Origin of the sequence: Nostoc sp. (genome assembly GCF_036917535.1) — a bacterium.
In the GTDB taxonomy this organism is placed as follows: domain Bacteria; phylum Cyanobacteriota; class Cyanobacteriia; order Cyanobacteriales; family Nostocaceae; genus Nostoc.
This window is the reverse complement of record NZ_JBALDA010000041.1, coordinates 1-22230: the sequence shown is the minus strand read 5'-3', so window position 1 is coordinate 22230 and position 22230 is coordinate 1. Positions and strand designations below refer to the sequence as shown.

Sequence of the window (22230 nt, the reverse complement as noted above, 5' to 3'; positions counted from 1 at the left end):
GTCATTTGTCATTTGTCAGGAATTATTACTCTTTCCTGCTTCCCCTGCTTCCCCTGCCTCCCCTGCTTCTCTGCTTTCCATCTCCCTAATCCCCAGTCCCAATCCCTTTTCCGATTTTGAAAATTGCGATGAGATATCAGGTTGCTCTACGGGAATTTCGAGCACAAACTCTGCTCCTTTGCCAGCAGATGAGGTACAACTAATATTTCCTCGGTGTTTTTGGACAATAATCTGATAGCTAATAGATAATCCTAACCCACTACCTTTGCCTACAGGTTTTGTTGTAAAGAATGGATCAAATAAACGCGATCGTAACGACTCTTCAATACCAAGACCATTATCAGCGATCGCAATTTTGACTAGATTTAAGTCTGTCATCTCTGTATGAATCCGAATTTGGGGAGTAGGGAGTAGGGAGTAGGGAGTAGAAGATTGATTCCCCATTCCCTCTTCTGGAAATTGATTCCTCACTCCCTCTTCTATTGCATCAATAGCATTATTCAACAGATGCATAAATACTTGATTTAGTTCACTCGCATAACAAGTGACTAGGGGCAAGTTCCCATAATCTTTCACTACAACAATTGCTGGTCGGTCTGCTGCTTCTCTAAGCCGATATTGTAACATCACCAAAGTATTTTCGATGTCTTCATGGATATTTACCCGTTTCATCTCTGCTTCATCATGCCGAGAAAAATGTTGTAGTGCCAGTACAATTTCCCGAATGCGATCGGAGCCTCTATACATTGCACCTATCAGGTTTTGTAGATCCTTAATGATAAAATTCAGGTCTAAATCTTTGGCTGTTTGCTGAATTTTTGGCGTGGGTTTGGAATATTCCTGCTGATAGACCTCAATCATATTTACTAGGTCTTCCACATATTGACCAGCATATTGGAGATTTCCATAAATAAAACTGATCGGGTTATTAATCTCATGAGCCAGCCCAGCTACTAACTGTCCCAGTGCCACCATCTTTTCGTTTTGAATTTGTTGAACTTGAGAGGCTTTCAAGTTGTCAAGAGCCTGTTGGAGTAAAAAGTTTTTTTCTTGCAGTTTAACTTGGAGCAAGCGTAAATTAATCTGATTTTCAATTCGCAACACCACTTCTGCACCATGAAAAGGTTTTGCAATATAATCTACACCACCAACATCAAATGCCTTTACCTTATCTACAACATCATCCAGGGCACTAATAAAAATTACTGGGACTTCACTAGTTTTTTCGTCAGCTTTTAGTTGTTGACAAACTTGGTAGCCATCCATATCTGGCATATTGATATCTAGCAAAATCACATCGGGCAAAACCATTTGACATGCAGTCAGTGCCATTTTACCGTTTAAGGCTTTGCGAACTTCAAAACCTTGTGCAGTCAGCATCGCCGATAAAAGCCGCAAATTATCTGGGGTATCATCGACCACCAAAATATTTCTTTTCTGATGGTTAGTTTGATTAAAATGCATTATTGATCAAAAGTTATGCGTATAATTATTGAGGATAGTAAATTCTTCTTTAAAATCACCCTAAAATTTGTAGACCGATTTCACCAAAATACTCATATTTATAGTTTAACTCTCACATGGCTGGAGAGTTTTGCAGATTATCGAAGCTATTGGGCAGTTATCACCTTTGGCAACCTGATGAACTGCTGTAAAGATTATAGTAGATAGCACTCACAGATTATCTAGCCGAGGATCAACAATGAAATTTTTCCCAAATGCTACTTAATAACTACCATTGAGGTGCTGAGGTAAGCAACTCAAGAGCCAGTTGTTGTTTTATAGGTTTAGAAAATAAATATCCTTGAGCAAAATTACAGTTTAAACTTCTCAATTGGGTTAACTGTTCTTGTGTTTCGACACCTTCGGCGATCGCACTCATCCCCATTGAGTTGGCAATGCCAATCATTGCTGGTACTAATCCCATATTTTCTTTGTTCTCCTGCATCCGTTTGACGAAGGATTTATCAATTTTGAGTGCATTTAAAGGAAAGCTGTGCAGGTAACTTAAAGAGGAAAATCCTGTACCAAAGTCATCCATAATCAACTTGATTTTTCGCTGCTTTAGTTGTTGAAGAATTATTTTTATTGCATCTGTATTTTCCATAATTACACTTTCGGTAATTTCTAATTCTAAATATGCCGGATTTATTTTATTCTCATAAATTATTCGGTCAATTTGTTCTACAAAATTCGGCTGTAAAAATAATCTTGCACTCAAATTGACACTCATAGTTAAAGGTTCTGGTGTCACTGGATAATGTTGCCAGATGCTTAATTGATGGCAAGCTGACTGTAATACCCAAGTATTGATGGCATTAATTAAACCCGTTTCTTCGGCCACAGGAATAAATTCTATAGGAAAAACCAAACCACGAATCGGATGTTGCCAGCGCACCAAGGCTTCAAATCCAGAAATTCTGCCTGTAGCCAGAGAAATAATTGGCTGATAGTAAACGAGGAATTCTCGCCTTTCAATAGCCCTCCGCAGGTCATTTTCTAACTCTAAAAGCTGAATAGCTTCCTGATGCATCACTGGATTAAAAACGTGATATTTGGCTCTTCCTTGAGCCTTAGCCCGATACATTGCCGTATCAGCATCCCGCAGCAAATACTCTGGACGATCGTAATCTTTATTGCCCCAACTAATACCAATACTGGCATTCATAAATACTTCATATCTTGACAATTGAAAAGCAAGTGATAACTGTTGCAAAATCCTTTCGGCAACTTGGATTGCTATATTGATATCTGTGATATTTTCTAAAAGAATTCCAAATTCGTCTCCGCCCAATCGTGCTAAAGTATCGACAGGGATGAGACATGCTTGTAAGCGGTGAGCAATAGCTATCAGCAATTCATCTCCCACCGGATGACCAAGGGAATCGTTGATAACTTTGAAGCGATCGCAGTCCAAAAAAAGTACCGCAAACTGATAACTAGATTCTTGCTTCGCCCGATTAAGAGCATTTTCTAATCGCCTAATAAACAAAACTCGGTTTGCTAATCCAGTCAGGGAATCATGCAGTGCTATATCTAGCAGTTGACTTTGCAATTGCTGGCGGGAATCGATTTCTTGCTGGAGTCTTTGGAGAGTATTTTCTAGCTCACTAGTCCGCTGTTTTACCCGATCTTCAAGTTCAACATTTAGTTTCAATATTTCTAATCGCGCTGATCTTAATGCCAATTGATTTTGCACGCGTACTAAAACTTCTTGAAACTCAAAAGGTTTGGTAATGTAGTCTACACCACCGACTTTAAAAGCTTTAACTTTGTCAAAAACATCATCTAAAGCACTAATAAAAATTATTGGAATATCGGCTGTTAGCTCCCAAGCTTTAAAGGTCTGGCAAATTTCATACCCATCTACTTCTGGCATCATGATATCGAGTAGAATCAAATCAGGTAATAATGTTTGAGTTGCTGTCAATGCCATTTGCCAGTTCAAAGCTTTACGAACGTTATACCCTTCCCTTGTCAATATGGAGGATAAAACCCGGAGGTTATCCGCCATATCATCAACGATCAAAATATCTTTTTTATTAGGGTCTAAATGCTCGTAATTCATTCTAAGTTTGTTGTAGTCAATTCCATGATTTTCTCAAACTGGTAGTTATTTGCTAAATCCCTGAGAACTTGGAAAACTTGAGCATTATCTGATGGAATTTGCTTGAGTAACTCTAAAATCAGTTCATCGCTACAGCTGGCTGCGGCATAGTGAATCTGTTGGAGCCACTCAGGTGACATTTGTGATAAATGCCCCAAGAGTTCGGCAACACTGACAAAAATCTGTGTAGCTTGATCGCCAACTACTGTGTTTGTAGTTTCTACTTGATTGGTATATTTTAAACCCAGATGTTTGCTCAGTTTTTCCAATAATACTTCCTGTTTGAATGGCTTGCGAATAAAATCATCACAGCCAATGGACAAAATTTTCTGGCGTTCTTCTTCAAAAGCGCTAGCAGTTAGGGCAATAATGATTGTATTTGTATTGGAGCTATCCGGCATTGTTCTAGAGAAGTCGTAAGGGGGAGCCAAGGCTGTTGGCATCCGCGATCGCAAAGTGGACGCACCAGAAGCATCATTTTCCATAACATTAATTGTTTCTGGTGTGTAAGACTCTTTGCGTACAATTTTCAGAACCTCACCCTCGACTGAATCGGTTAACTCTTCTGCAAGGTACTGGCTCCTTGATGACACCAGTTGTTTCAATTTTGGGAACCTCCGCGACGTATTGGCTGTCCCATGCCCAATTTCTCTAGCTTTAATAATTCTTGTGGCTTCGTAACCGTCCATGACTGGCATTCGCATATCCATAAAAATCAGGTGTGGTTGCCAAGATTCCCAATTAGTGATCGCTTCACTACCATCTGTAGCTTCGTTAACTTCAAAGCCTAGAGATGTGAGAATTTTAACTAGCAACAATCGGCTTTCTTTGGAGTCATCAACTACTAGAATGCGGTATACTTTTTCACTAGGTGCTAAAGCTTTAATTTGTGATTTAATTTGGTTTATGGGGATTTCTCTGGGGCAAGTTAGAGCAATCTGAACATTAAAAGCAAATGTACTACCGATACCAGGCATCGTGCTGACAGTAATATCTCCTCCCATCAGTTGCACGTATTTACGGCTAATCGCTAAACCCAGTCCCGTCCCTTGTTGGAATTTTCTGCCGATTTCGGTTTGTTCAAAAGCCTCAAACAGCAAGTCAAGTTCTTGTGGAGCAATACCACAGCCAGTATCTTGTACCTCAAAAAAAAGAACAGAGGGATAAGAAAGATTTTGCTCCCCTGCTTTCCTGCTCTCCCGCTTACCAGCCCCTAGTCTCACCCGTAGCGTCACCCTCCCTTGATCGGTAAATTTGATCGCATTTCCCAAAAGGTTGAGCAATACTTGACACAGTTTATTTTCATCCGTTTCTATGTATTTAGGAATATCTGGCGGATATTCAAACAGTAATTCTAAATTTTTAGATACAGCACGCAAGTGCAACATCTCTTCTAAGTTCTTCAACAAATGAATTAAGTCAAAGCTGCTACAATTTAATGTGATTTTGCCAGCTTCGATTTTAGACATTTCTAGAATGTCGTTAATTAATTTGAGTAGATGTTCGCCAGCACGATTAATTATTGCCAAGTTTTCTTGATGTTCGCTAGATAGCGAATAATCTCGACTCATGACTTGGGTGAAACCAAGGATGGCATTGAGTGGGGTACGCAGTTCGTGGCTCATGTTAGCAAGAAATTCGCTTTTGGCAAGGTTGGCGGCATCACTTCGCGCCGCTTCCCGAACAGCTGCTTGTTGTTCCTGTGCAGCGATTTTTTGCGATTGAATCAGTTCTTCTTGGGTGGTTTGCAGTTGCTCAATAACTTGCTGGAACTCTTCAGTGCGCTTTTTTACTTGAGCCTCTAAGGTGCGATTGTATTCCGCTAATAACTTTTCTGTTTGTTTGCGTTGGGTAATATCAAAAAATGTGGCGCTCGCAAAAGCCACATTCCCTGATTCATCATAAATTGGCTTTCCTAAAACCTCAATGCGAGTAATCTTGCCACAACAGCGAATTTCCATATCATCAACTCTGGTGCTTTCCCCAAGCAATGCTCTCAAAATCGGTAAGCGATCGCTGGGGTAAAGTTGATTTGTCCCGGCAAGGTAAGCTTGATATACCTCTGACAATTTTTCGGTGCTAACTTCTGCGATCGCTCCTTGACCAAGAATTTGCTGCCCAATCTGATTTGTATAATAAGGTTCACCTTCAGCATCGATGATAAATACACCTACCGGCATGGCTTCTAAAAATTGAGTTAGCTGACTGTGATTATGAGATAGTGCCTCATTTAAAACTTGCATTTGGGCATTCTTGGCTTCTAAAGCACTAAAAGATGCCTGGAGTTGCTTTGCCATAGTTTCAAATGATTTGGCTAGTTCTCCCATCTCATCGGAACGCTGAATATCTGGTGTTTCCTCCCATTCACCTTGAGCAATTTTCTTCGCCGATCTGTTTAATTGCAAAATCGGCTTAATTATCCAACGAGCAGTCAAAATCCCAATTCTCGTAGCCACTAAAAAAGCAACCATGCACAGCAAAATAGTGATGCGGGTGTTGGCATTAATTTGCTCCATAAATTCGCCTTCGGGAATCACCGCCACAATTAGCCAATCTAAACCCAGTTCGTCCTTCCAGCTTTTTATCTGTACAAAATAACGCATTCCATCGGCGGTAAAACTTAGCTGTTGCTTCCCCACAACAAACTTAAGACTGCCAAAGCGTTCGATCAAAGACTGTGTTGTGAGTTTAATTAAAGGATTTTGACTATCTAATGCTGATAGACGTTTTCCTTTACCATTAACGATCGTATATGGTGGCTCGCTAGTAGAAGAAGCCACTATTAACCCAGAACGCTCTAAAATAAAAGTTTTACCAGACTCTTTGACTTTTAACTTAGCTAAAAACTTGCCGATTTGTGACAACAGCAAATCAACACTAATTACCCCAACGAATTTGTGATTTTTATTGTAAACAGGATAGCTGGAAGATATGGATAAAATTTCTGGTTTATCTTCCCATTGATAAATTTGACTCCAAACTCGTTTGCCTATCTTGACTGGATCTGTATACCAAGCTTCTACACGAGGATCGTAATTTTTGACTTCCTGTAAATAGCGGCGATTTCCTTGGTTATCTGTAGGATAAACATAAAGTTTGCCTATACTATGCTTTTCACTAACTTCATTAATTAAGAGCTGGCCATTATCTAGACGTTCAACACCGATAAATTCACCTTTGGGATTGGCAAAGCTGTTGTAGCCAACATTGAAAACCTGCATTTGTTTCCAAAAGTAATTGCCGGTGGTTTGAAAGTCGGAAAGGTTGAGCAAACCTAGCTCAATCGCATCTAAGTTGATTTGATTGATTTGCTTTGGGGTTGTTAAATAGTTATCAAGATGCTGTTCAATGCGATCGCAGATTTCATTTTCTAATTGAGTAGCAAGCTCCCTTACCGCTTTTTGACCGTTTTGATACGAAAGATAGCCCACAAGTCCCACCGCACCACAAATTTGCAAGATAAAGGGCACAATCAGAACATATCTCAGGGGCATCTTGGCATAAACTTTGCCAACTAAGCGATTAAATGATTTGACGGGCTGAAGTTTGGATAACATTGTAGTTTTATTCTTCCCCAGCATCTACTAGATGCATTTTGCCGTGCCAGCTACATTTTATATAAGTACAATTACGGCATACATTGCTCTTTATGAAAATTTTATATTTTTAGTATAAAATATTACTAATTACTTGTAATTGTTTGACTGGCTGACTTCCTCCAACGCCTAATTTTCAAACTTTGCACAGGATTAGTCCATTATAGAAATCGCCTATGTGGGTATGCCATCGCACCTGAATTTGCTCAGTTTTATCTAGCAATATTTCAACAAATTTTCTCAGATGAACTGAAATTTAACCAATAAACTCCAGTATGACATTCTAAAATTCAGGTCGCCATTAGCACCCAATTCTAAATTTAATTTTTAATTGCTAATGTCTTGATTTTTTGGTCTGGAAACCTCTAGACTTGTACAAAAACTTATATTTAACTACAACAATTTTAGAATTGTCATGCAAATACATAGCATATACAAAAAAATCCAAAAAAGTTTACTTTGGATTTTTTATATTTGACGAAATGTTAACTTTGTTGTACAAGTATGTCAACTTCATCACCGATTTGTAAAATTTTTCCGGCTGATGATGGGGGTAGTTGAGTATTGATACTCAATCTATAAAAATGATTAAAAGACGATAAAGCAACCCAATTTGGCAGAGTTGCTTGTCGCTGGGTTGTAAAGATTTTTTGAAAGTTTGGGTAAGCTTCCCCTAAGTAAGAATTGCGTGTTGGGACTATACAACGCTGACATGGGTTAACCCCAAAAAAGTGTACATCTCCCACTTGAAAAGAGACTAAATCACCTTGTTCACTAAATAGCCGATCTTCCCAAAATGCTGGTACACCACCAATCTCGATGTTGGCACGCATCCGACGGCGCATTTCATCTACATTTAAACCAGGAAACCAAGAAGCTACCTCTGCCAATGTGGCCGTACTAATTACCGTTGGGCCAAGTGAGTGTGTATCGTCAGGAAAACCCATCAAAGAGTTTTGTCGCAATGTGACAGTAAACTCAAAATAATCACTCAAAGTTGCTTCTAATGCTTGCCGTTCCTCATCCAGATGAAAAATTTGTTGTAAGTTGTCATCAGGGATTTGCAACGAGATAGTTCTATTTAAGAGTGCAAATTGTGCTCTTAGTAAATGGATTTTAGCATGACGCTTGCCATTGACAAATCTACCTTGTTCGTCAAAAATGGCAAACTCGCGGTCATACTGTAGTGCGCCACTGGCAATAACTCTAGCGTTCTCAACTTCAACACCATCCAGTGATTTAACTGGATACAGTAAAATCTTAGCTAGGTAAGGCGTCACGTCGCTTCGCTCCGAATTCAAAATTCAAAATTCAAAATTCTTGCATTATTGATTGACCCCCATAAATAGATTTAGCGCAAAGTCGAGCCAGTCGCACAGTCAGGGTTTCCCGACTTGGGCTTTCCTCCACCGGAAAGCGCAGCCCGCCGCAGGCATCAGACGGCAGTTCCTTTAAGCGGGGGAACCCCGCCAACAGACTGCCTCAACTTTGTAAGAGAGGGGCTTGTATCCTTTTCGTTTTCGATCATAGCAATATTTGGATTTGAGATTTGGCGAAAAATCGCAGCGTCTTTTCTTAGCGTTTGGCTTTGCCAATGCTAAGAGCGAACTGAACTTTTCAAGACGTATTTTGGATTTTAGATTGGTGATTTGGTAGTTCCCAATCTAAAATCTAAAATTCTTTTGTTAATCAGCTATTTGAGCAATATTATTTGTTAATTATGGATATATTGGCGATTTATCGATTCCGCCAATATGATTTAAAGGCCAGAAACGAACAACAGCACGTCCAATAATGTTCTGGCGCGGGACAACACCCCAGCAGCGGCTATCATAACTACTGTTACGATTATCACCCAGTACTAAATATGAATCGGCTGGTATAGTCTGGGGTTTGGCTAAAAAAGGTGGCTGTGGCCCTGATTGGCAAACATCAATAACTGTAGTCTGCCCAGAACTGAGGTAATTGGCTTCTGGTAGAGATTTGTTGTTGATATAGACTTTGCCATCCTTAAGTTGTATTTTTTCTCCAGGTAAGGCAATTATACGTTTAATAAAAGCATCTTGATATTGTTCTTTTTGTAGCTCTTTAGTCGGTGAAAATACTACTATATCTCCCCGCTGCGGCTCAGCAAATTTATACTTCAATTTATCGACAATAATTTTGTCTGCCTCCCACTGGTTTGGCGTACCATGCAGAGTCGGTTCCATTGAGCCAGAAGGAATCCAACGTGCTTCAGCAACAAAGGTACGAATTCCCAGAGCTAAAACAATGCTCAATACAATTGTTCTACCTAGCTCTGCGATCCAAGAATTATCGGGTTGTTGACTAGAGTTGTTATCAGACACTTGATTATGCATGAAATTACTTAACTTAACGAAAGATGTAGGTAATTAACTCGCCTAGTGAGACTTTATCTGTTAATCTTAACGGGAAAATTTTAATTTCCTAGTTATGTTTGCATCTTGACTACCAATTTTAGATTGTGGATTGTGAAGGAGGCAGGAGGCAGGGGGCAGGAGGTTTGAATTTAGATAAGGCTTCTATATGAGACCCTCTCGCGTTCAACCCTATCTAATTACAGTCCACCAATTCGGAGATTTTGTGGGGGACTTAAACTCTTGTTGCCTCTCTTGTTAAAAATAAACTTTTTTTTAAGGCGCGGCAAAAATTGATTACTCTGATCGCGAATAAGTTTAACCTAAAAGCATGGTTCTCTGTAATACATAGCTCCCTGTCTAAACTTGGTTATTCTTATGTCATCTCCAAAAATGTTGCTGATTCGCCGCGCTCGCATAATCTTACCCGATAGTGAACTGATGGTTGGGGATGTGTTGACGCGCGATCGCCAAATAGTCGAAGTTGCGCCGGAAATCTCCCAAACAGCACTAGCCACTGAAATTGACGCAGAAGGCTTAACTTTGTTGCCAGGAGTTATCGATCCGCAGGTGCATTTCCGGGAACCTGGACTAGAACACAAGGAAGATTTATTCACTGCCAGTTGTGCCTGTGCTAAAGGGGGAGTCACTTCCTTTTTAGAAATGCCCAATACGCGCCCCCTAACAACGGCACAACAGGCTTTAGACGACAAGCTAGAACGAGCCTCACACAAGTCCTTAGTTAATTATGGCTTTTTTATTGGGGCAACAGCAGAGAATTTACCAGATTTGCTTTTAGCAAAGCCAACACCGGGAATTAAGATTTTCATGGGGTCGATGCATGGTCAGTTGTTAGTTGATGGCGAAACAGCATTGGAGGCGATATTTGCCAAAGGCAATCGCTTGATTGCCGTTCATGCCGAAGACCAAGCTAGAATCAACCAACGCCGCCAACAATTTACTAATATTCACGATCCAGCCGTTCACTCGCAAATTCAAGACGATCAAGCGGCTTTGCTTGCAACCCAACTAGCATTAAAACTTTCTCAAAAATATCAACGTCGGTTACATATTCTTCACATGTCAACAGCGCTGGAAGCAGATTTGCTGCGTCAGGAGAAACCGAGTTGGGTGACAGCAGAGGTGACACCACAGCATTTGTTATTAAATACTAGTGCCTATAAACAGATTGGCACATTAGCACAGATGAATCCACCTTTGCGATCGCCCCACGATAACGAAGTTCTCTGGCAAGCTTTGCGCGATGGCGTGATTGATTTCATCGCTACAGATCACGCACCGCACACCTTAGAAGAAAAAGCTCAAGAATACCCCAATAGTCCTTCGGGAATGCCTGGTGTAGAAACTTCCCTTGCTTTGATGTTAACTGCGGCAATGGAGGGAAAGTGTACTGTGGCTCAAGTTGTGAATTGGATGTCTAAAGCTGTAGCTGTGGCTTATGGTATTCCGAATAAGGGAGCGATCGCACCTGGTTATGATGCCGATTTGGTGCTTGTAGATTTAAACACATACCGCCCAGTCCGGCGCGAGGAACTTTTAACCAAATGCCATTGGAGTCCTTTTGAAGGCTGGAACCTGACTGGCTGGGCTACAACTACTATTGTCGGCGGTGAAATAGTTTATGATAAAGGCCAGGTAAATACGCAAGTGCGGGGTCAAGCTTTAACTTTCTTATAGCAAATATTTATTTAACCTTACTAAAAAAATCTTCAATAACTACTCCATTTTTGCTATCAGATTATTTATTTAGATCGCGTCTTTGTGATAAATCACCATCAAGACGAAAGACTGATTATTGTACAGACGGCGATTCATCGCGTCTCTTGCCTTAACCGAACAGTATTGAGGGAGGCAGAGCCTCTAGGACGGCATTCCCAGTCTTCGACTAGCAACGAGATAATATCTAAAAGCTGGTTCTAGGCTGGCTTTCACCTTAAGTTGACACTACTGCTACGCGTACCCCTTATGGACAGGGCTATTTCATTCTAAAAAGTTCTTTAAGTGTGTCTAATCCAAAAGAACAACATAATTGCTGGGTGGGAATCAGAATATGGATTATCATTTTCTACTTGATACGAGCCTTTGAGGACTTTCCCATCCATAGCAACAGTTTCTCCAGGAACTGATTTAATGTCAAAGAAATTCGCAAGGCATACTGAGTATTACTTATAACTTAGTGTAATCAAGTACGACGCACTGTCCTGTAAGAAGGTAGCCTATTTTTTGAGGGTATAAAAAGGCCAATTAACTGCTCGCGGTAGCTTGAAATCCAATCTCCAATTGCTAAAAATCCTTTATTTCCTGCGGCGATCGCCAGTGTGAAGAGTGCCAGACATAATGCAATACGGTTCAGTTAAGAAATTTATTCGTTGAGGCACGCAGGGGGAGCAGGGGATGCAGGGGAAGCAGGGGGGAGAAAAAAGCTTATCTGAACCGTATTGAGACATAATGGAAGATTATGTCGCTGTCCGGCGCGACGGCGGAGGTCTTTTATATCTGCAAAAGCTTTTATAATTTCGATTTCATACACAGTAGTAGATGCTTTAAGTATAATTTGCGCTGCATTTTACCATATTGCACTTTATTTTAGAATGAAATAGCCCTGGTACAGTAAGTGTCCCAAACTATGCAGTCAAAATCAAACTTGATTGTAAAACTTTGGGGGAGTTAGATGCTGATTCTCTCAAGCATTTGAAGGCTTTTAACTATATCAAAGATGGCAATCAGCTAAACCTAAAGCTAATGACTATAACAGAGAGCAACGAAAATGCGTTTGCGATCGCTGCCAGATAGACCAAAGTATCTCAAACCGACAGAGCCGTTAATCACAAAGCAACCCGCGGTAGTATCCCTGATGCCATCAAAAGAAATTGCGCTCGCAGGCAAGCCCATTCCTATGAACTATCTGTTAATGATGTATGACCAAGCCAATCCTCTGCCCGTCAATTTAGGAATTTTTAATTGAAAATTTGTCTTTGTCTTTGAAAGTCGGACAAACGATAATTTACTTGTTTGACTATGGAGATAGTTGGCAGTTTAAGGTGCAATTAGAAAGGATTGAGTCAGACAATATAGAAATTAAAGAATCAACAGTTTTATCTAGTCATGGAACTGCACCTGAACAATATTCAAATTGGGACGATGAAGAATGGGATGACAATGATGAAGAAACAGAGAATGAAAAATAATACAATATTTTAGCAGTATAAATATTAGATAAGGAAGGAGTTAATAATGAGAACATGGGTTAACGAGCCACATTCAGGAGGGGTAAAGATTCCTGAAAAAGTTAAACAGAGGACTAAACAACGAATATTAGCTTATGCAGAACAGCATTATGCTGGAAAATACATACGTATTGATATGCGTTTTAAAGGACACTTCTGTTACATAGATGCTTATAAAGAACCATTTATCCCAGACAATTATGACCCATCGATATTTAAAGTAACGCGTGAAGAATATTTAGAAAGAGCTAGAAATACCCCAATTCATCTTTGTCGATTGCGCTATAAGGGCAATGAAGAGAAATGGACAAAAGCTTTTTATACTTATAGTAATGAAAGATATGAACCTAGCATATTTAATAATGGCACTTTTTATGGAACGCCAGAAGAAGCATTTCAGAGTTCAGCAATATATTTAGATTAAAGCTACAGTCATTAAGATGCATTTGACCTGTACATCCTGTTGCTTTGCAGCTTCAGTAGTAGCAGAACTAAAGTATTCAAAGGCTTTATCACTTTTGACCTTCGCTGTGTTATACTCGCACTCTCTCACGACGAGCGATCGCTGAAAAATCTCGTACTGTTAGGCTACCAATTCACGTTAACGAAAAGCTCAATCAAATTAATAAGGCACAGCGGGAGTTGTTTCAAATGCTTGGTCGTCGTGCTACTGTTACGGAAATTGCTCAGAAATTGGACATACAGCCAAGCCAGATTCGAGAATATCTCAGTGCTGCTAGTGGGACAGTTTCTTTAGATTTGAAGGTGGGTGACAATCAAGATACAGAACTGAGCGAACTTCTAGCCTCGGAGAGTATTTCACCAAATGAACTCATTACTCAAGAAATGTTACGGCAAGACTTGAGTGATTTGTTGGCATCACTCAAACCAGTGCAACGTGAAGTATTAATTTTGCGCTTTGGGCTGTTGGATAATCAACAACGAAGTTTGGCCCAGATTGGAGAGAAGCTCAATGTCAGTCGAGAGCGAGTTCGTCAAATTCAGCAGCAAGCAATGACTGCTCTGCGCCGTCAACAACCGTCCATTGGACAGTATCTCACTTCTTGAAGGAGTGATTGCTCGTGTTGAAGAGGCATTGCAGGATGGATGGTGTGAAAATCCCACGGGGCTGTTGATTAATTGGAAGGATTAGCGATCGCATCATTGTTCAACACCAAATTTTACGTTATTCAGTAAAATCAATGCTTTCGCGCAGCCATGAGGCGCTCCCAGTTGCAGTGAGCGACTTTCTCGCGTTCTTCGCTGTTGAGCGATGAATTCTCTAAATAGGATCTAGCAACGTCAGGCTCGAACACATACGGATAGTCCATCGCGAAAAGGATGCGATCAATTCCAATCACCTGCTTCGCCCACTCCAGGTAGGTTTGGCTAAAGATACTGATCGCGCTCTTGATGGCAAGCGACATTTGTGAACGATTCTGAAAAGCGCTTGAACACCGCAGATGACTCTAGGTTTCAAGTAACTCTGGCACGAAGATGTCCTCACACGTTAACCGCCGCTGCGAGAGACCTTGTTCAAAGTGATAGCGCAAGAAAGTGTCGATCGCTTTGCGATTCGCTGCAACGCCATATTTCCACCAATCGTCCCCTAACACTTGGCGGTCTTCGTCGAGTAGTTGACTCAACCACGGAATCATCGTGCCCATGTTGTTAAAAATCATCCCCGTCCGATACTGCTCTATTGCAGCGTCTTTTGCGTCGCAGAAGCCTCGATAAATGACCTGTGCAAGCCCTGGATGCTGCACGAGAACATCCCTACGAATGACCACAGTATGCATGATCGGAAATATGCCAGTTCGTTTGTAGTACTCGCGTTCAACCGACTTGTAGTCGGGGAACAGTCGTGCCACCTGCGGTGCCTTGTCCAGCACACACTTAGGCACATCGGCTGCAATCAGCGCGTCGATTTCTCCGGTTTGAAGCATTTCTCCCAACTCTTTGCCTTCTGGAACCATCGATACATCAACGTTCGCAGGATGCGGTCGCGGGATGAAGTCGATCGGGGACATAGGAAAATCCAGTCCCCCGACAATCCAACGGCACTGATCCGGCGTCACGCCATACTCGTCCGACAGAATGCCTTTGGGCCACACGCCTGCATCGTGACCATATACCGCGAATTCTCCAATGGTCTTGCCTGCGAAATCTTGGGGTTTCTTGATGCCGCTCGACGTGTTCACGAAGATTGCCGAGTGTCGAAAACAGCGATTGGGGAACACCGGAAGTGCAATAAACGGCGGTTCGTCGAAGTCGAGAGTGCGTAGATAATATGTTAGACCTAGTTCTGAGACATCAAACTCGTGCTGCCGGATCATCCGCTCAAAGATCTCTGAGACAATGGGGGTACTCGAAAAGCTGGCATCAACCCCGTCGAACTTGACAGTGCCATCAGTTAAGGGGCGCGTACGATCGTAGTTCCAGAAAGCAATTTTCAGCCTAAGATTGCTCATTGCGTAGGTTCCTCTAGCATATAGTCTTCGGTTTCAAACTTGGCAGAACTCGCCAAAGCAGTAGACCAGTTCCGGCTCAAGCAAATCTATAGAACGTTGCCTATGCCCTGCACTCAATACTTCTAGATAGGTCTATTTCAAACCTGCATTCTCAGCATTGACTTGAGCAAAACTTGCCCAATCCTGCTCAGCCTGTCCATGAGCAATCGCAGCCAGCATGTGTTCATAAACTAAATTCACAAGCGGCATCGGCACGGCTACATCGTCTGCAACTTCTCGCACCAGTCGAATGTCTTTGAGACCGAGTTTGAGCGTAAACAAAGCTGGCTCGAATCGTTTGTGAATGATTTGAGTGCCGTAATTCTCGTAGAGCGGGGACTGAAATACCTGATTCACGATTTGCAGAAAGTCTTGTGGCTCAATTCCCGATTTCTGCATCAAGGCAAATACTTCACCGAGTGTTTCCATCATGGCAGTGATTGTAAAATTGCCAGTAATCTTCACCAAGTTCGCCAGCGATGGGTCTGTGCCAATGATTGAGATCCCCCGACTCATCGCTTCGAGAATTGATCGACAGTGTTCAATCTGCGCGTTGTCACCACCTGCCACAATCCAGAGATTCCCTTTTGCTGCGACATCAGGTCGTCCGAACACAGGAGCTGCAAAGTAACCTTGTCCTGCTTGGGTGTGACTTTGGGCTAACTGCTTGGAAAGGTTTGGACTGATACTACTCATCGAAATGTGAATGGCATCTCTGGCGAGTCCTGTACTCAATCCATCATTGCCTAAAGTAACGGCTTCGACCGCTTCATCGTTGGCCAGCATGGTAATCACGACTTCAGATTGCCGCGCCACCTCTGCGGGCGAACTGGCGACCTGTGCGCCTGCTTTCTGAAGTTCATCAGCCGCACTTCGGGTGCGATTGTAGACGATGAGATCGTAGTTTTGCTGGAGCAAGACAGTTGCCATTGCTTTACCCATGCTGCCTAAACCAATGAATCCAATTTTCATTTTGGCTTCCTCTACAGACTTGAATGAATCGCGATCGTGCATCAGCTAAGATTGAACAAGATACGGTGTAGACCGCTTCGTATAAATTTAATCTTCACTTCATTGATTTCTCTTCTGCCGTTTGATTGAATTGCACTTTTTCGCACCGTCATGGACTGGTCGAATGAATGCTTTGCCCAGTTCGAGTATGTTACCTCAAACTTGACAAACTAGTAGTACACTACACCCATTCAGGAACTCGCTTATGACTAAGCGAGCGCAAAGCTTTCAGATTGAACAGGCGACGATTAGCCGGATTAGCGACCTGACACTCTCTAACTTCACCCCACCGCAACGGGTATAAGACTGATTCTCAACATGAATTAAAAAACAAGTGTCTTGCTGCTGATAACGCACCTGAGCCAACAAATCAATTTCCTTCTTTTCACCAGAGGTAACGTTAGTAAATACTTCTTGAGGTAAAATTGAATGGATTCGCAGTCTATTTGGTTGGCTACTTGAGGTAGAAATAAATCTCAAAAATCAACAAAGAAGGTAAATAGTAATTCTTTAAATAAGCGGTCGTGGTCAATCATACTTTTTCTCTTCTCTTTCATTTCTAATAATTTTAATCAGATGAACTCAATGCTGGTAACCAAAAATTGTATTGTGTAAAAGTAGAATCTGGCAAAATAATCTACCATTTCCTGCAATTCAAATTTGGTATTTTTCTAACTGTTTAGTATTGATATTCAAAGGTAAATTATACTTTTAACTTAGATAAATATTTAGCTCAGGATATAAATGTTTACTGTAATCGACAAAATACTTAATTGAACTAGTATCTAAGTCTAAATTATTCAAAATTTGAATACCTTCAGACTCTAATTTCTGCTTTTGGTTGGGAGCATATTTTATTAAATAACCTTGAGAATCTAAAATTCTATGAATTGGGTAATCATCGGCAGATGTTTTATTAAGATATATTGGGATAGCCCTGATATAGCTATTATCTACTCCAATAGCTTGAATAATCTGCTTGTAAGTTACTAATTTACCTGATGGAACTTTTGCTATAAAATTAAGGAAGCGTTCATAAGGTTTTTCAGATAATGCTGGAAATTTCTCAGTTTGAATCTGAACATTCTTTCCAACATGAATCGTACCAGAATTAATAATTACACCTAAAACCCCTCTCTGATATTGAAAAGTTTTTAAGGAATCAACTAAATGAGCTATACGCTTACACGGTTCACAATAAAAAGTTAAACGAACAGCAGCGCCATTATCAAAAGTTATAAGAGAACCAGGAGTGAGCTTTTGAGATTTTATTCCTGCTATAACAATATTCTCTCGTAATTCCCCTGGTGAAATTGCTAAACTTACAATATCTTCATATTTCACGACTAAAACTTGTCTAGGACTTATGACGTTAGCATTAATATCTCCTTCAATTCCATAGCCAGATTTGAAGTTTAGTTCCTCGACTTCTCTCATTAAAGAACTATGTTTTTGTTTGATAAAAAGATGTTTAATTAACCCGTAACTAATAGACATAAAAATTACTTTGATATTTGAATGATTTTCTAGCCAAATTCCCAGAACAATTAAACTTCTTTAAAACTTGAGTTCTCAAAGAAAATGTTAACTCAGTTTTCGTAACTTCAACTCCAGCCATTATATGCATGAGCATCGGCCTCAAAAAGAGCCGATGATGCATGAACCAGGATGTAGAATGAGGTAAGCGGTCAGAGAAAGAATCAGCCAGCGATACATACCAAGGAGAGAACCCTGTCCAAAACGGTGCAAACCGAAACGATGCTTTGCAGTTTTAAACCATCCCTCAATCTGCCAACGACGCTTACCCCACCACTTAAGAGTAGAAGCAATAATTTGGTCGACTAGACAAAACAAAACGTTTACATTTCACGCTCTTTCTCTCATGCTTTTAGCCTCATAGCAAATCCAACATTTATGATCGCACTTTCAGATGACGCTTTTTGCGTCATCTGAGTATCTTGTTATCTTTGAACTGCATTAGTATTATTACTAGTCATCTAAAATATATTACACTTTATCATACTTAAGTAGCATTCTTCTTTTACTGTTATATTTTGCGTCCTTTATTTACCTTTTACGGGTTTATTCAGTTAGGTGCAAGATATGAGCCAACGCCGATCGCTCATCATGGTACTGAGTAATTCTTTTACTGCATCATCCCCGTGTTCTACCCGTTCAATCGCTAACTGAGCGTAATATTTAATTTATTTATACCAAAAGTTACTGAGGTTAGACTGTCCGTCCATACCCCCAATTATCGTGACTTAGACAAAAAGTAGCCCAAAAAACCCATCAAACGTATATACAGAGAGAGTTTGACTATCGTTTTACCTAGTTTCTTGATATATCTGGGTTTGGAGCATTTTTGAATCTTCGGTGTATTTTCCTTTCCCTGTCTAGGTTTGAGCCTTGTTTCTGTCTCAAAAATGTTTAAGTCCCGTTAGTAGCGGTCGCTCGCGCCTATTTTTAGGGATCTAAATATATCCCTTTTCCCTTTAGCCTTTCCCCATTCCCCAGTTGGCAGAGTGATAAACGAATACCCCTAGTCACCAGTGATTGTCTCTCCGTTAAATATATAATTGTCCTTCTGTGATTACATACCTCAAGGAGATACAGATTGATGAATATTCAACCTACCTGGAAACCACATACAGAGCATGGCAGACTCAGCGCTGAGGATCGTAAAAATCTTCCTGATAGTGTATTCGCATTTTCCAAACAGCGTAAAGAACCTTTGACAGATGCTTCTCATGTTAAGAATGCATTAGCCCGCTTTGATCAAGTCCAAGACGTGACTGACGAAGATCGCAATTTAGCATTTGTTAATATTCAAAAGGTAGCGGAGCATTATGGGGTTCACATTGAAGAAGAAAGTTAGCATGACCTTGGTAACAAACCATAGACTCATGAGTGGGTAGCGGATGAGCGAGTATAGAAAAAAGTCAAGTGCATTAAATTGAGGAGAAATGACATATCCATCCACACCCTGGAAACTTCAAGGCTATGCTTACCAAACTTTGCAATTGGTGGACACAAAGAGCATTCGTACACTTGTACCAACAGAGATGGAAATCTACAACATATTGCCTGGCAAGACATTAGGTGGTGTGTATCTGGCTTGTTATGGTTCGGGTTCGGTGCTTGAGTATAGCGAATTATTTGTTGCTGCGGCTTTGGTATGCTACGCAGGTTGCTTAGGCTTGTTTTGCTCTCATGTTTATGTGGACAATGCTGATGCTGCTGCGGCTGGTTGTGAAATCTGGGGCTTACCTACACAAATGGCTGACTTCAGTTGGTCGAAAACTAAGCATCTTTGCTGCCGTGTGCGACAACAACAAAGGCTACTATGTACGCTTGAGGTAGATTGGCAACTTCTATTGTGGCAGCAAAGTTTAGCTTTACCTAGTTTCAGTGCTAATGGGTCTAATCTATTTTTGTTTGAGGGTGAAGCCGAGTGCAGGTTGGGGCTGGTGAGTGCTAGGTTAGCCGTACCAGCACAAAGTCCTTTGACAAACTTGGGTAATAGTCAACCTTGGCTGACGATTTGCGCTCAATCTCTACATTTAGTAGCATATGAACCAAAGATTTTCGTTTTGTGAACTAGCGGATTACTTGTTACTCATACAGCCTGGGAAATGGTGACAGCTCGTCAGAGACTAACTGCATCAGAAAATGATGAGGCTATAGACAAAGAGGATGTTTCTTTTACACTCTGGGAAAGCTTGTACATTTCGGTGCAAAGCTATTTGAATTAGCACTTAGTAAAAATGGTTAACTCCGGCAATCAGCCAGAAAAACGGGAGCTGACTTCAGGCTAAAAGTTAAGGGGGAGCAATGCGATTTTGTAAGGTGTTTAAAATTCGGGTGCCAAATCACCTATTTAGAGGTGCGATCGCAGCCAAATAAGTATTTTTATTGAGAATCTAACTCTGTAACTGAGAATGAAAGTCCGATCTAACAGAATCGCATTGCTCCCAAGTTAAGGGGAGGAAGCTTGCCTTAATTGATAAGGCTTGTCAACCTTGAACATAACATGAATTCACTATCGTAAAAATCAGTTAGATGCACAGCTTAGGATTAGGTAGTAACATGAGTTCAGTTGCTGCTAAATTCCCCGATTTCACCAGCTTTGCCTCTTTAGGGTTTGGGGAAAAAATGTCAGATGTTTTTTACCCCAAAATATGATGTTTAAGCATTTCGATGCTAAGTTCACGCGGATAGATGAGATAGTTCCTAATATATATAAGCTTTCGATCTCAAATAATAAAAAATTTGTTTTCAGTCAATTTCTGCTCGTTGATGAGCATCCAATGCTAATTCATACGGGTCGCTCAAATTGGTTTGAGCAAACTTATCAGCTAGTAGAGTCTGTCTGCGATCCTTCAAAACTTGATTACATAGGTTTTTGTCACCTTGAGGCTGATGAGTGCGGAGCGCTTAATCACTGGCTTGAAGTTGCTCCACAAGCGAAAACAATTGTGAGTCCTTTGAATCAATCGAACATGGATGATTTTGCACTACGACCAACAACGGCTCTTAAGAATAACTCTGTTCTTTCCCTTGGTACAAGAGATATCATCCTGATTGAAACTCCTCATTTTCCTCATGGATGGGAGAGTTGTGTATTTTATCAGCCGCAAGAGGAGATCCTTTTTTGTTCTGATCTTGCGGCTCATCCGGGTCAGTTCGATGAACCTGTTACCGAGAAGGATCTTACAGAATCCATCATTAAGTTTCAGCAAAAAGTCGGGTTTATGTCTGAAGGGAAAAGTTTCACTCGAGGAATTGAGGCAATAGAAAAGCTACCGATTAAGTACCTTGCAACAATGCATGGTTCTATTATTCACGGTGAGTCCATCCCAAAGCTTCTTTCTATAATGTTGGAAACCTTTGGTTGTTAAGTATTTCTATTTTTACTTTTAGCACCTGAATGGGAGCAACACTCATAATTGTGGACACTAAAGAAAAGTCAGCCATTTTTTGAATGTTGTCAAACACTGTTTCTGTCCTATTTTCGCCAAGGGTCGGAGAGAACTAAAATAGTTTTTAATACAAATGTACTATTAAACAAATAAGATGACAGAGCAAGGCAGTATTTACAACCATAATAGAAAAACATCAACAGCCAGCACTGAATCACGCCTTTAGAGTTGAAAAGTTCGCCAGCGCTATTGGTGAATTCAATTGGAAAGTTGATTACTTCAATTTTTGTCAGCTTTTAGAACTGGAGCCTTCTGAATATGCAGACGAGCAATACCGATATTTTCAGCAGTTAACAGAATCGCTCACTCTTATTCAACGCCGAGTCCAAAGCCTTCATGATTGATGCTGGAAAGGAATTGTAAAGATATCGCGATCGCTCTGATGCTTCTGTTAAACACACTCCCCCTACAGCGATCATCTTTTCCTTGACATAACAATTCACCCAGAAATACCTTTCCCACTCTTATAGTTCATCGCTCTGGGTTTCCTCTTGCCTATAGGGACTACTTTCGATTGCTTGGGAGGTTGAGGCGGACGACATTTTTCACAGTAGAGCGGTCGCACACCAAAAGTTTCTCTTTGGGTGGGTTGTTCGCACTGCTTACATACGAAATTGAAAACGCGGGTGTGAATTTCCCGCTTGTGCGCTCTGACCATCTACTCTCAGACTTCAATAATTTTGCTGGGCATTGGCTCTGTAATTGGTGTTCTATTTATAAGGATAGTTTCTAGACATCAATATATTCATGCATCATTTGATTGAAACAGTGACAATTGCCCAGGTAAATGTCGGATAACAAATTATTTGTCGTCGTTAACACATTACTGTCGCTCTAGGATGCACCCTGCCAAGTTAGGCTATATCAAGGATTAGCCAATTATACGCACATAGTATAA

16 protein-coding genes and 2 pseudogenes are annotated in these 22230 nt (G+C 40.8%); 7 read left to right on the top strand and 11 right to left on the bottom strand.

The window, feature by feature from the left end; all coding sequences use genetic code 11:
- Positions 1–15: 15 nt before the first annotated feature.
- From V7K56_RS13905 to lepB, 5 genes are all read right to left on the bottom strand, one after another.
- Positions 16–1464, bottom strand: coding sequence for a hybrid sensor histidine kinase/response regulator (locus V7K56_RS13905; RefSeq protein ID WP_334911346.1), 1449 nt, complete (start codon positions 1462–1464; stop codon positions 16–18).
- Between the two features lie 268 nt (positions 1465–1732).
- Positions 1733–3568 carry a GGDEF/EAL domain-containing response regulator gene (locus V7K56_RS13900; protein ID WP_334911342.1) on the bottom strand — a complete coding sequence of 612 codons (1836 nt, stop codon included), beginning with the start codon at positions 3566–3568 and terminating at the stop codon, positions 1733–1735.
- Positions 3565–7164, bottom strand: a complete 3600-nt coding sequence (locus tag V7K56_RS13895; protein WP_334911340.1) for an ATP-binding protein — start codon at positions 7162–7164, stop codon at positions 3565–3567. The genes V7K56_RS13900 and V7K56_RS13895 overlap by 4 nt, the downstream gene beginning before the upstream one ends.
- 524 nt (positions 7165–7688) lie before the next feature.
- A complete protein-coding gene (locus V7K56_RS13890; RefSeq protein WP_334911338.1) occupies positions 7689–8483 on the bottom strand; it encodes an MOSC domain-containing protein in 795 nt (264 codons plus the stop codon).
- 438 nt (positions 8484–8921) lie between these two features.
- Positions 8922–9563 (bottom strand): signal peptidase I, encoded by a 642-nt coding sequence (lepB, locus tag V7K56_RS13885; protein ID WP_334911336.1) that lies wholly within the window; start codon positions 9561–9563, stop codon positions 8922–8924.
- Positions 9564–9959: 396 nt separating this feature from the next.
- On the opposite strand from lepB, the gene V7K56_RS13880 reads away from it, so the two are divergent.
- The 4 genes and pseudogenes from V7K56_RS13880 to V7K56_RS13865 form a co-directional block, all read left to right on the top strand.
- Positions 9960–11279 (top strand): dihydroorotase, encoded by a 1320-nt coding sequence (locus tag V7K56_RS13880; protein ID WP_334911334.1) that lies wholly within the window; start codon positions 9960–9962, stop codon positions 11277–11279.
- A 1298-nt stretch (positions 11280–12577) separates the two neighbouring features.
- Positions 12578–12790 carry an IS1096 element passenger TnpR family protein gene (locus V7K56_RS13875; protein WP_334911332.1) on the top strand — a complete coding sequence of 71 codons (213 nt, stop codon included), beginning with the start codon at positions 12578–12580 and terminating at the stop codon, positions 12788–12790.
- 46 nt (positions 12791–12836) lie between these two features.
- Positions 12837–13253, top strand: coding sequence for a hypothetical protein (locus V7K56_RS13870; protein ID WP_334911330.1), 417 nt, complete (start codon positions 12837–12839; stop codon positions 13251–13253).
- Between the two features lie 131 nt (positions 13254–13384).
- Positions 13385–13897, top strand: a pseudogene (locus V7K56_RS13865) (sigma-70 family RNA polymerase sigma factor); the annotation flags it as partial.
- A 131-nt stretch (positions 13898–14028) separates the two neighbouring features.
- On the opposite strand, the gene V7K56_RS13860 reads toward V7K56_RS13865, so the two are convergent.
- From V7K56_RS13860 to V7K56_RS13840, 5 genes and pseudogenes are all read right to left on the bottom strand, one after another.
- Positions 14029–14256 (bottom strand): hypothetical protein, encoded by a 228-nt coding sequence (locus V7K56_RS13860; protein WP_334911328.1) that lies wholly within the window; start codon positions 14254–14256, stop codon positions 14029–14031.
- A 42-nt stretch (positions 14257–14298) separates the two neighbouring features.
- A complete protein-coding gene (locus V7K56_RS13855; RefSeq protein WP_334911326.1) occupies positions 14299–15300 on the bottom strand; it encodes a hypothetical protein in 1002 nt (333 codons plus the stop codon).
- A gap of 132 nt (positions 15301–15432) precedes the next feature.
- On the bottom strand, positions 15433–16353 hold the full coding sequence (locus V7K56_RS13850) for an NAD(P)-dependent oxidoreductase (RefSeq protein WP_334911324.1): 921 nt from the start codon (positions 16351–16353) through the stop codon (positions 15433–15435).
- Between the two features lie 708 nt (positions 16354–17061).
- A complete protein-coding gene (locus V7K56_RS13845) occupies positions 17062–17847 on the bottom strand; it encodes an MGMT family protein (protein WP_334911322.1) in 786 nt (261 codons plus the stop codon).
- Positions 17848–18018: 171 nt separating this feature from the next.
- A pseudogene (locus V7K56_RS13840) lies at positions 18019–18208 on the bottom strand (IS701 family transposase); the annotation flags it as partial.
- Positions 18209–18970: 762 nt separating this feature from the next.
- Between V7K56_RS13840 and V7K56_RS13835 the strand changes: the two are divergent.
- From V7K56_RS13835 to V7K56_RS13825, 3 genes are all read left to right on the top strand, one after another.
- Positions 18971–19228 (top strand): DUF6582 domain-containing protein, encoded by a 258-nt coding sequence (locus V7K56_RS13835; protein WP_334911319.1) that lies wholly within the window; start codon positions 18971–18973, stop codon positions 19226–19228.
- Positions 19229–19316: 88 nt separating this feature from the next.
- The gene (locus V7K56_RS13830; RefSeq protein WP_334911317.1) at positions 19317–19949 is read left to right on the top strand and encodes an acetoacetate decarboxylase family protein; all 633 of its coding nucleotides are present in this window, start codon (positions 19317–19319) and stop codon (positions 19947–19949) included.
- A 582-nt stretch (positions 19950–20531) separates the two neighbouring features.
- Positions 20532–21251, top strand: a complete 720-nt coding sequence (locus V7K56_RS13825; protein ID WP_334911316.1) for a hypothetical protein — start codon at positions 20532–20534, stop codon at positions 21249–21251.
- 520 nt (positions 21252–21771) lie between these two features.
- Here V7K56_RS13825 and V7K56_RS13820 read toward each other — a convergent pair.
- Positions 21772–21990 carry a hypothetical protein gene (locus V7K56_RS13820; RefSeq protein WP_334911314.1) on the bottom strand — a complete coding sequence of 73 codons (219 nt, stop codon included), beginning with the start codon at positions 21988–21990 and terminating at the stop codon, positions 21772–21774.
- Positions 21991–22230 lie beyond the last annotated feature (240 nt).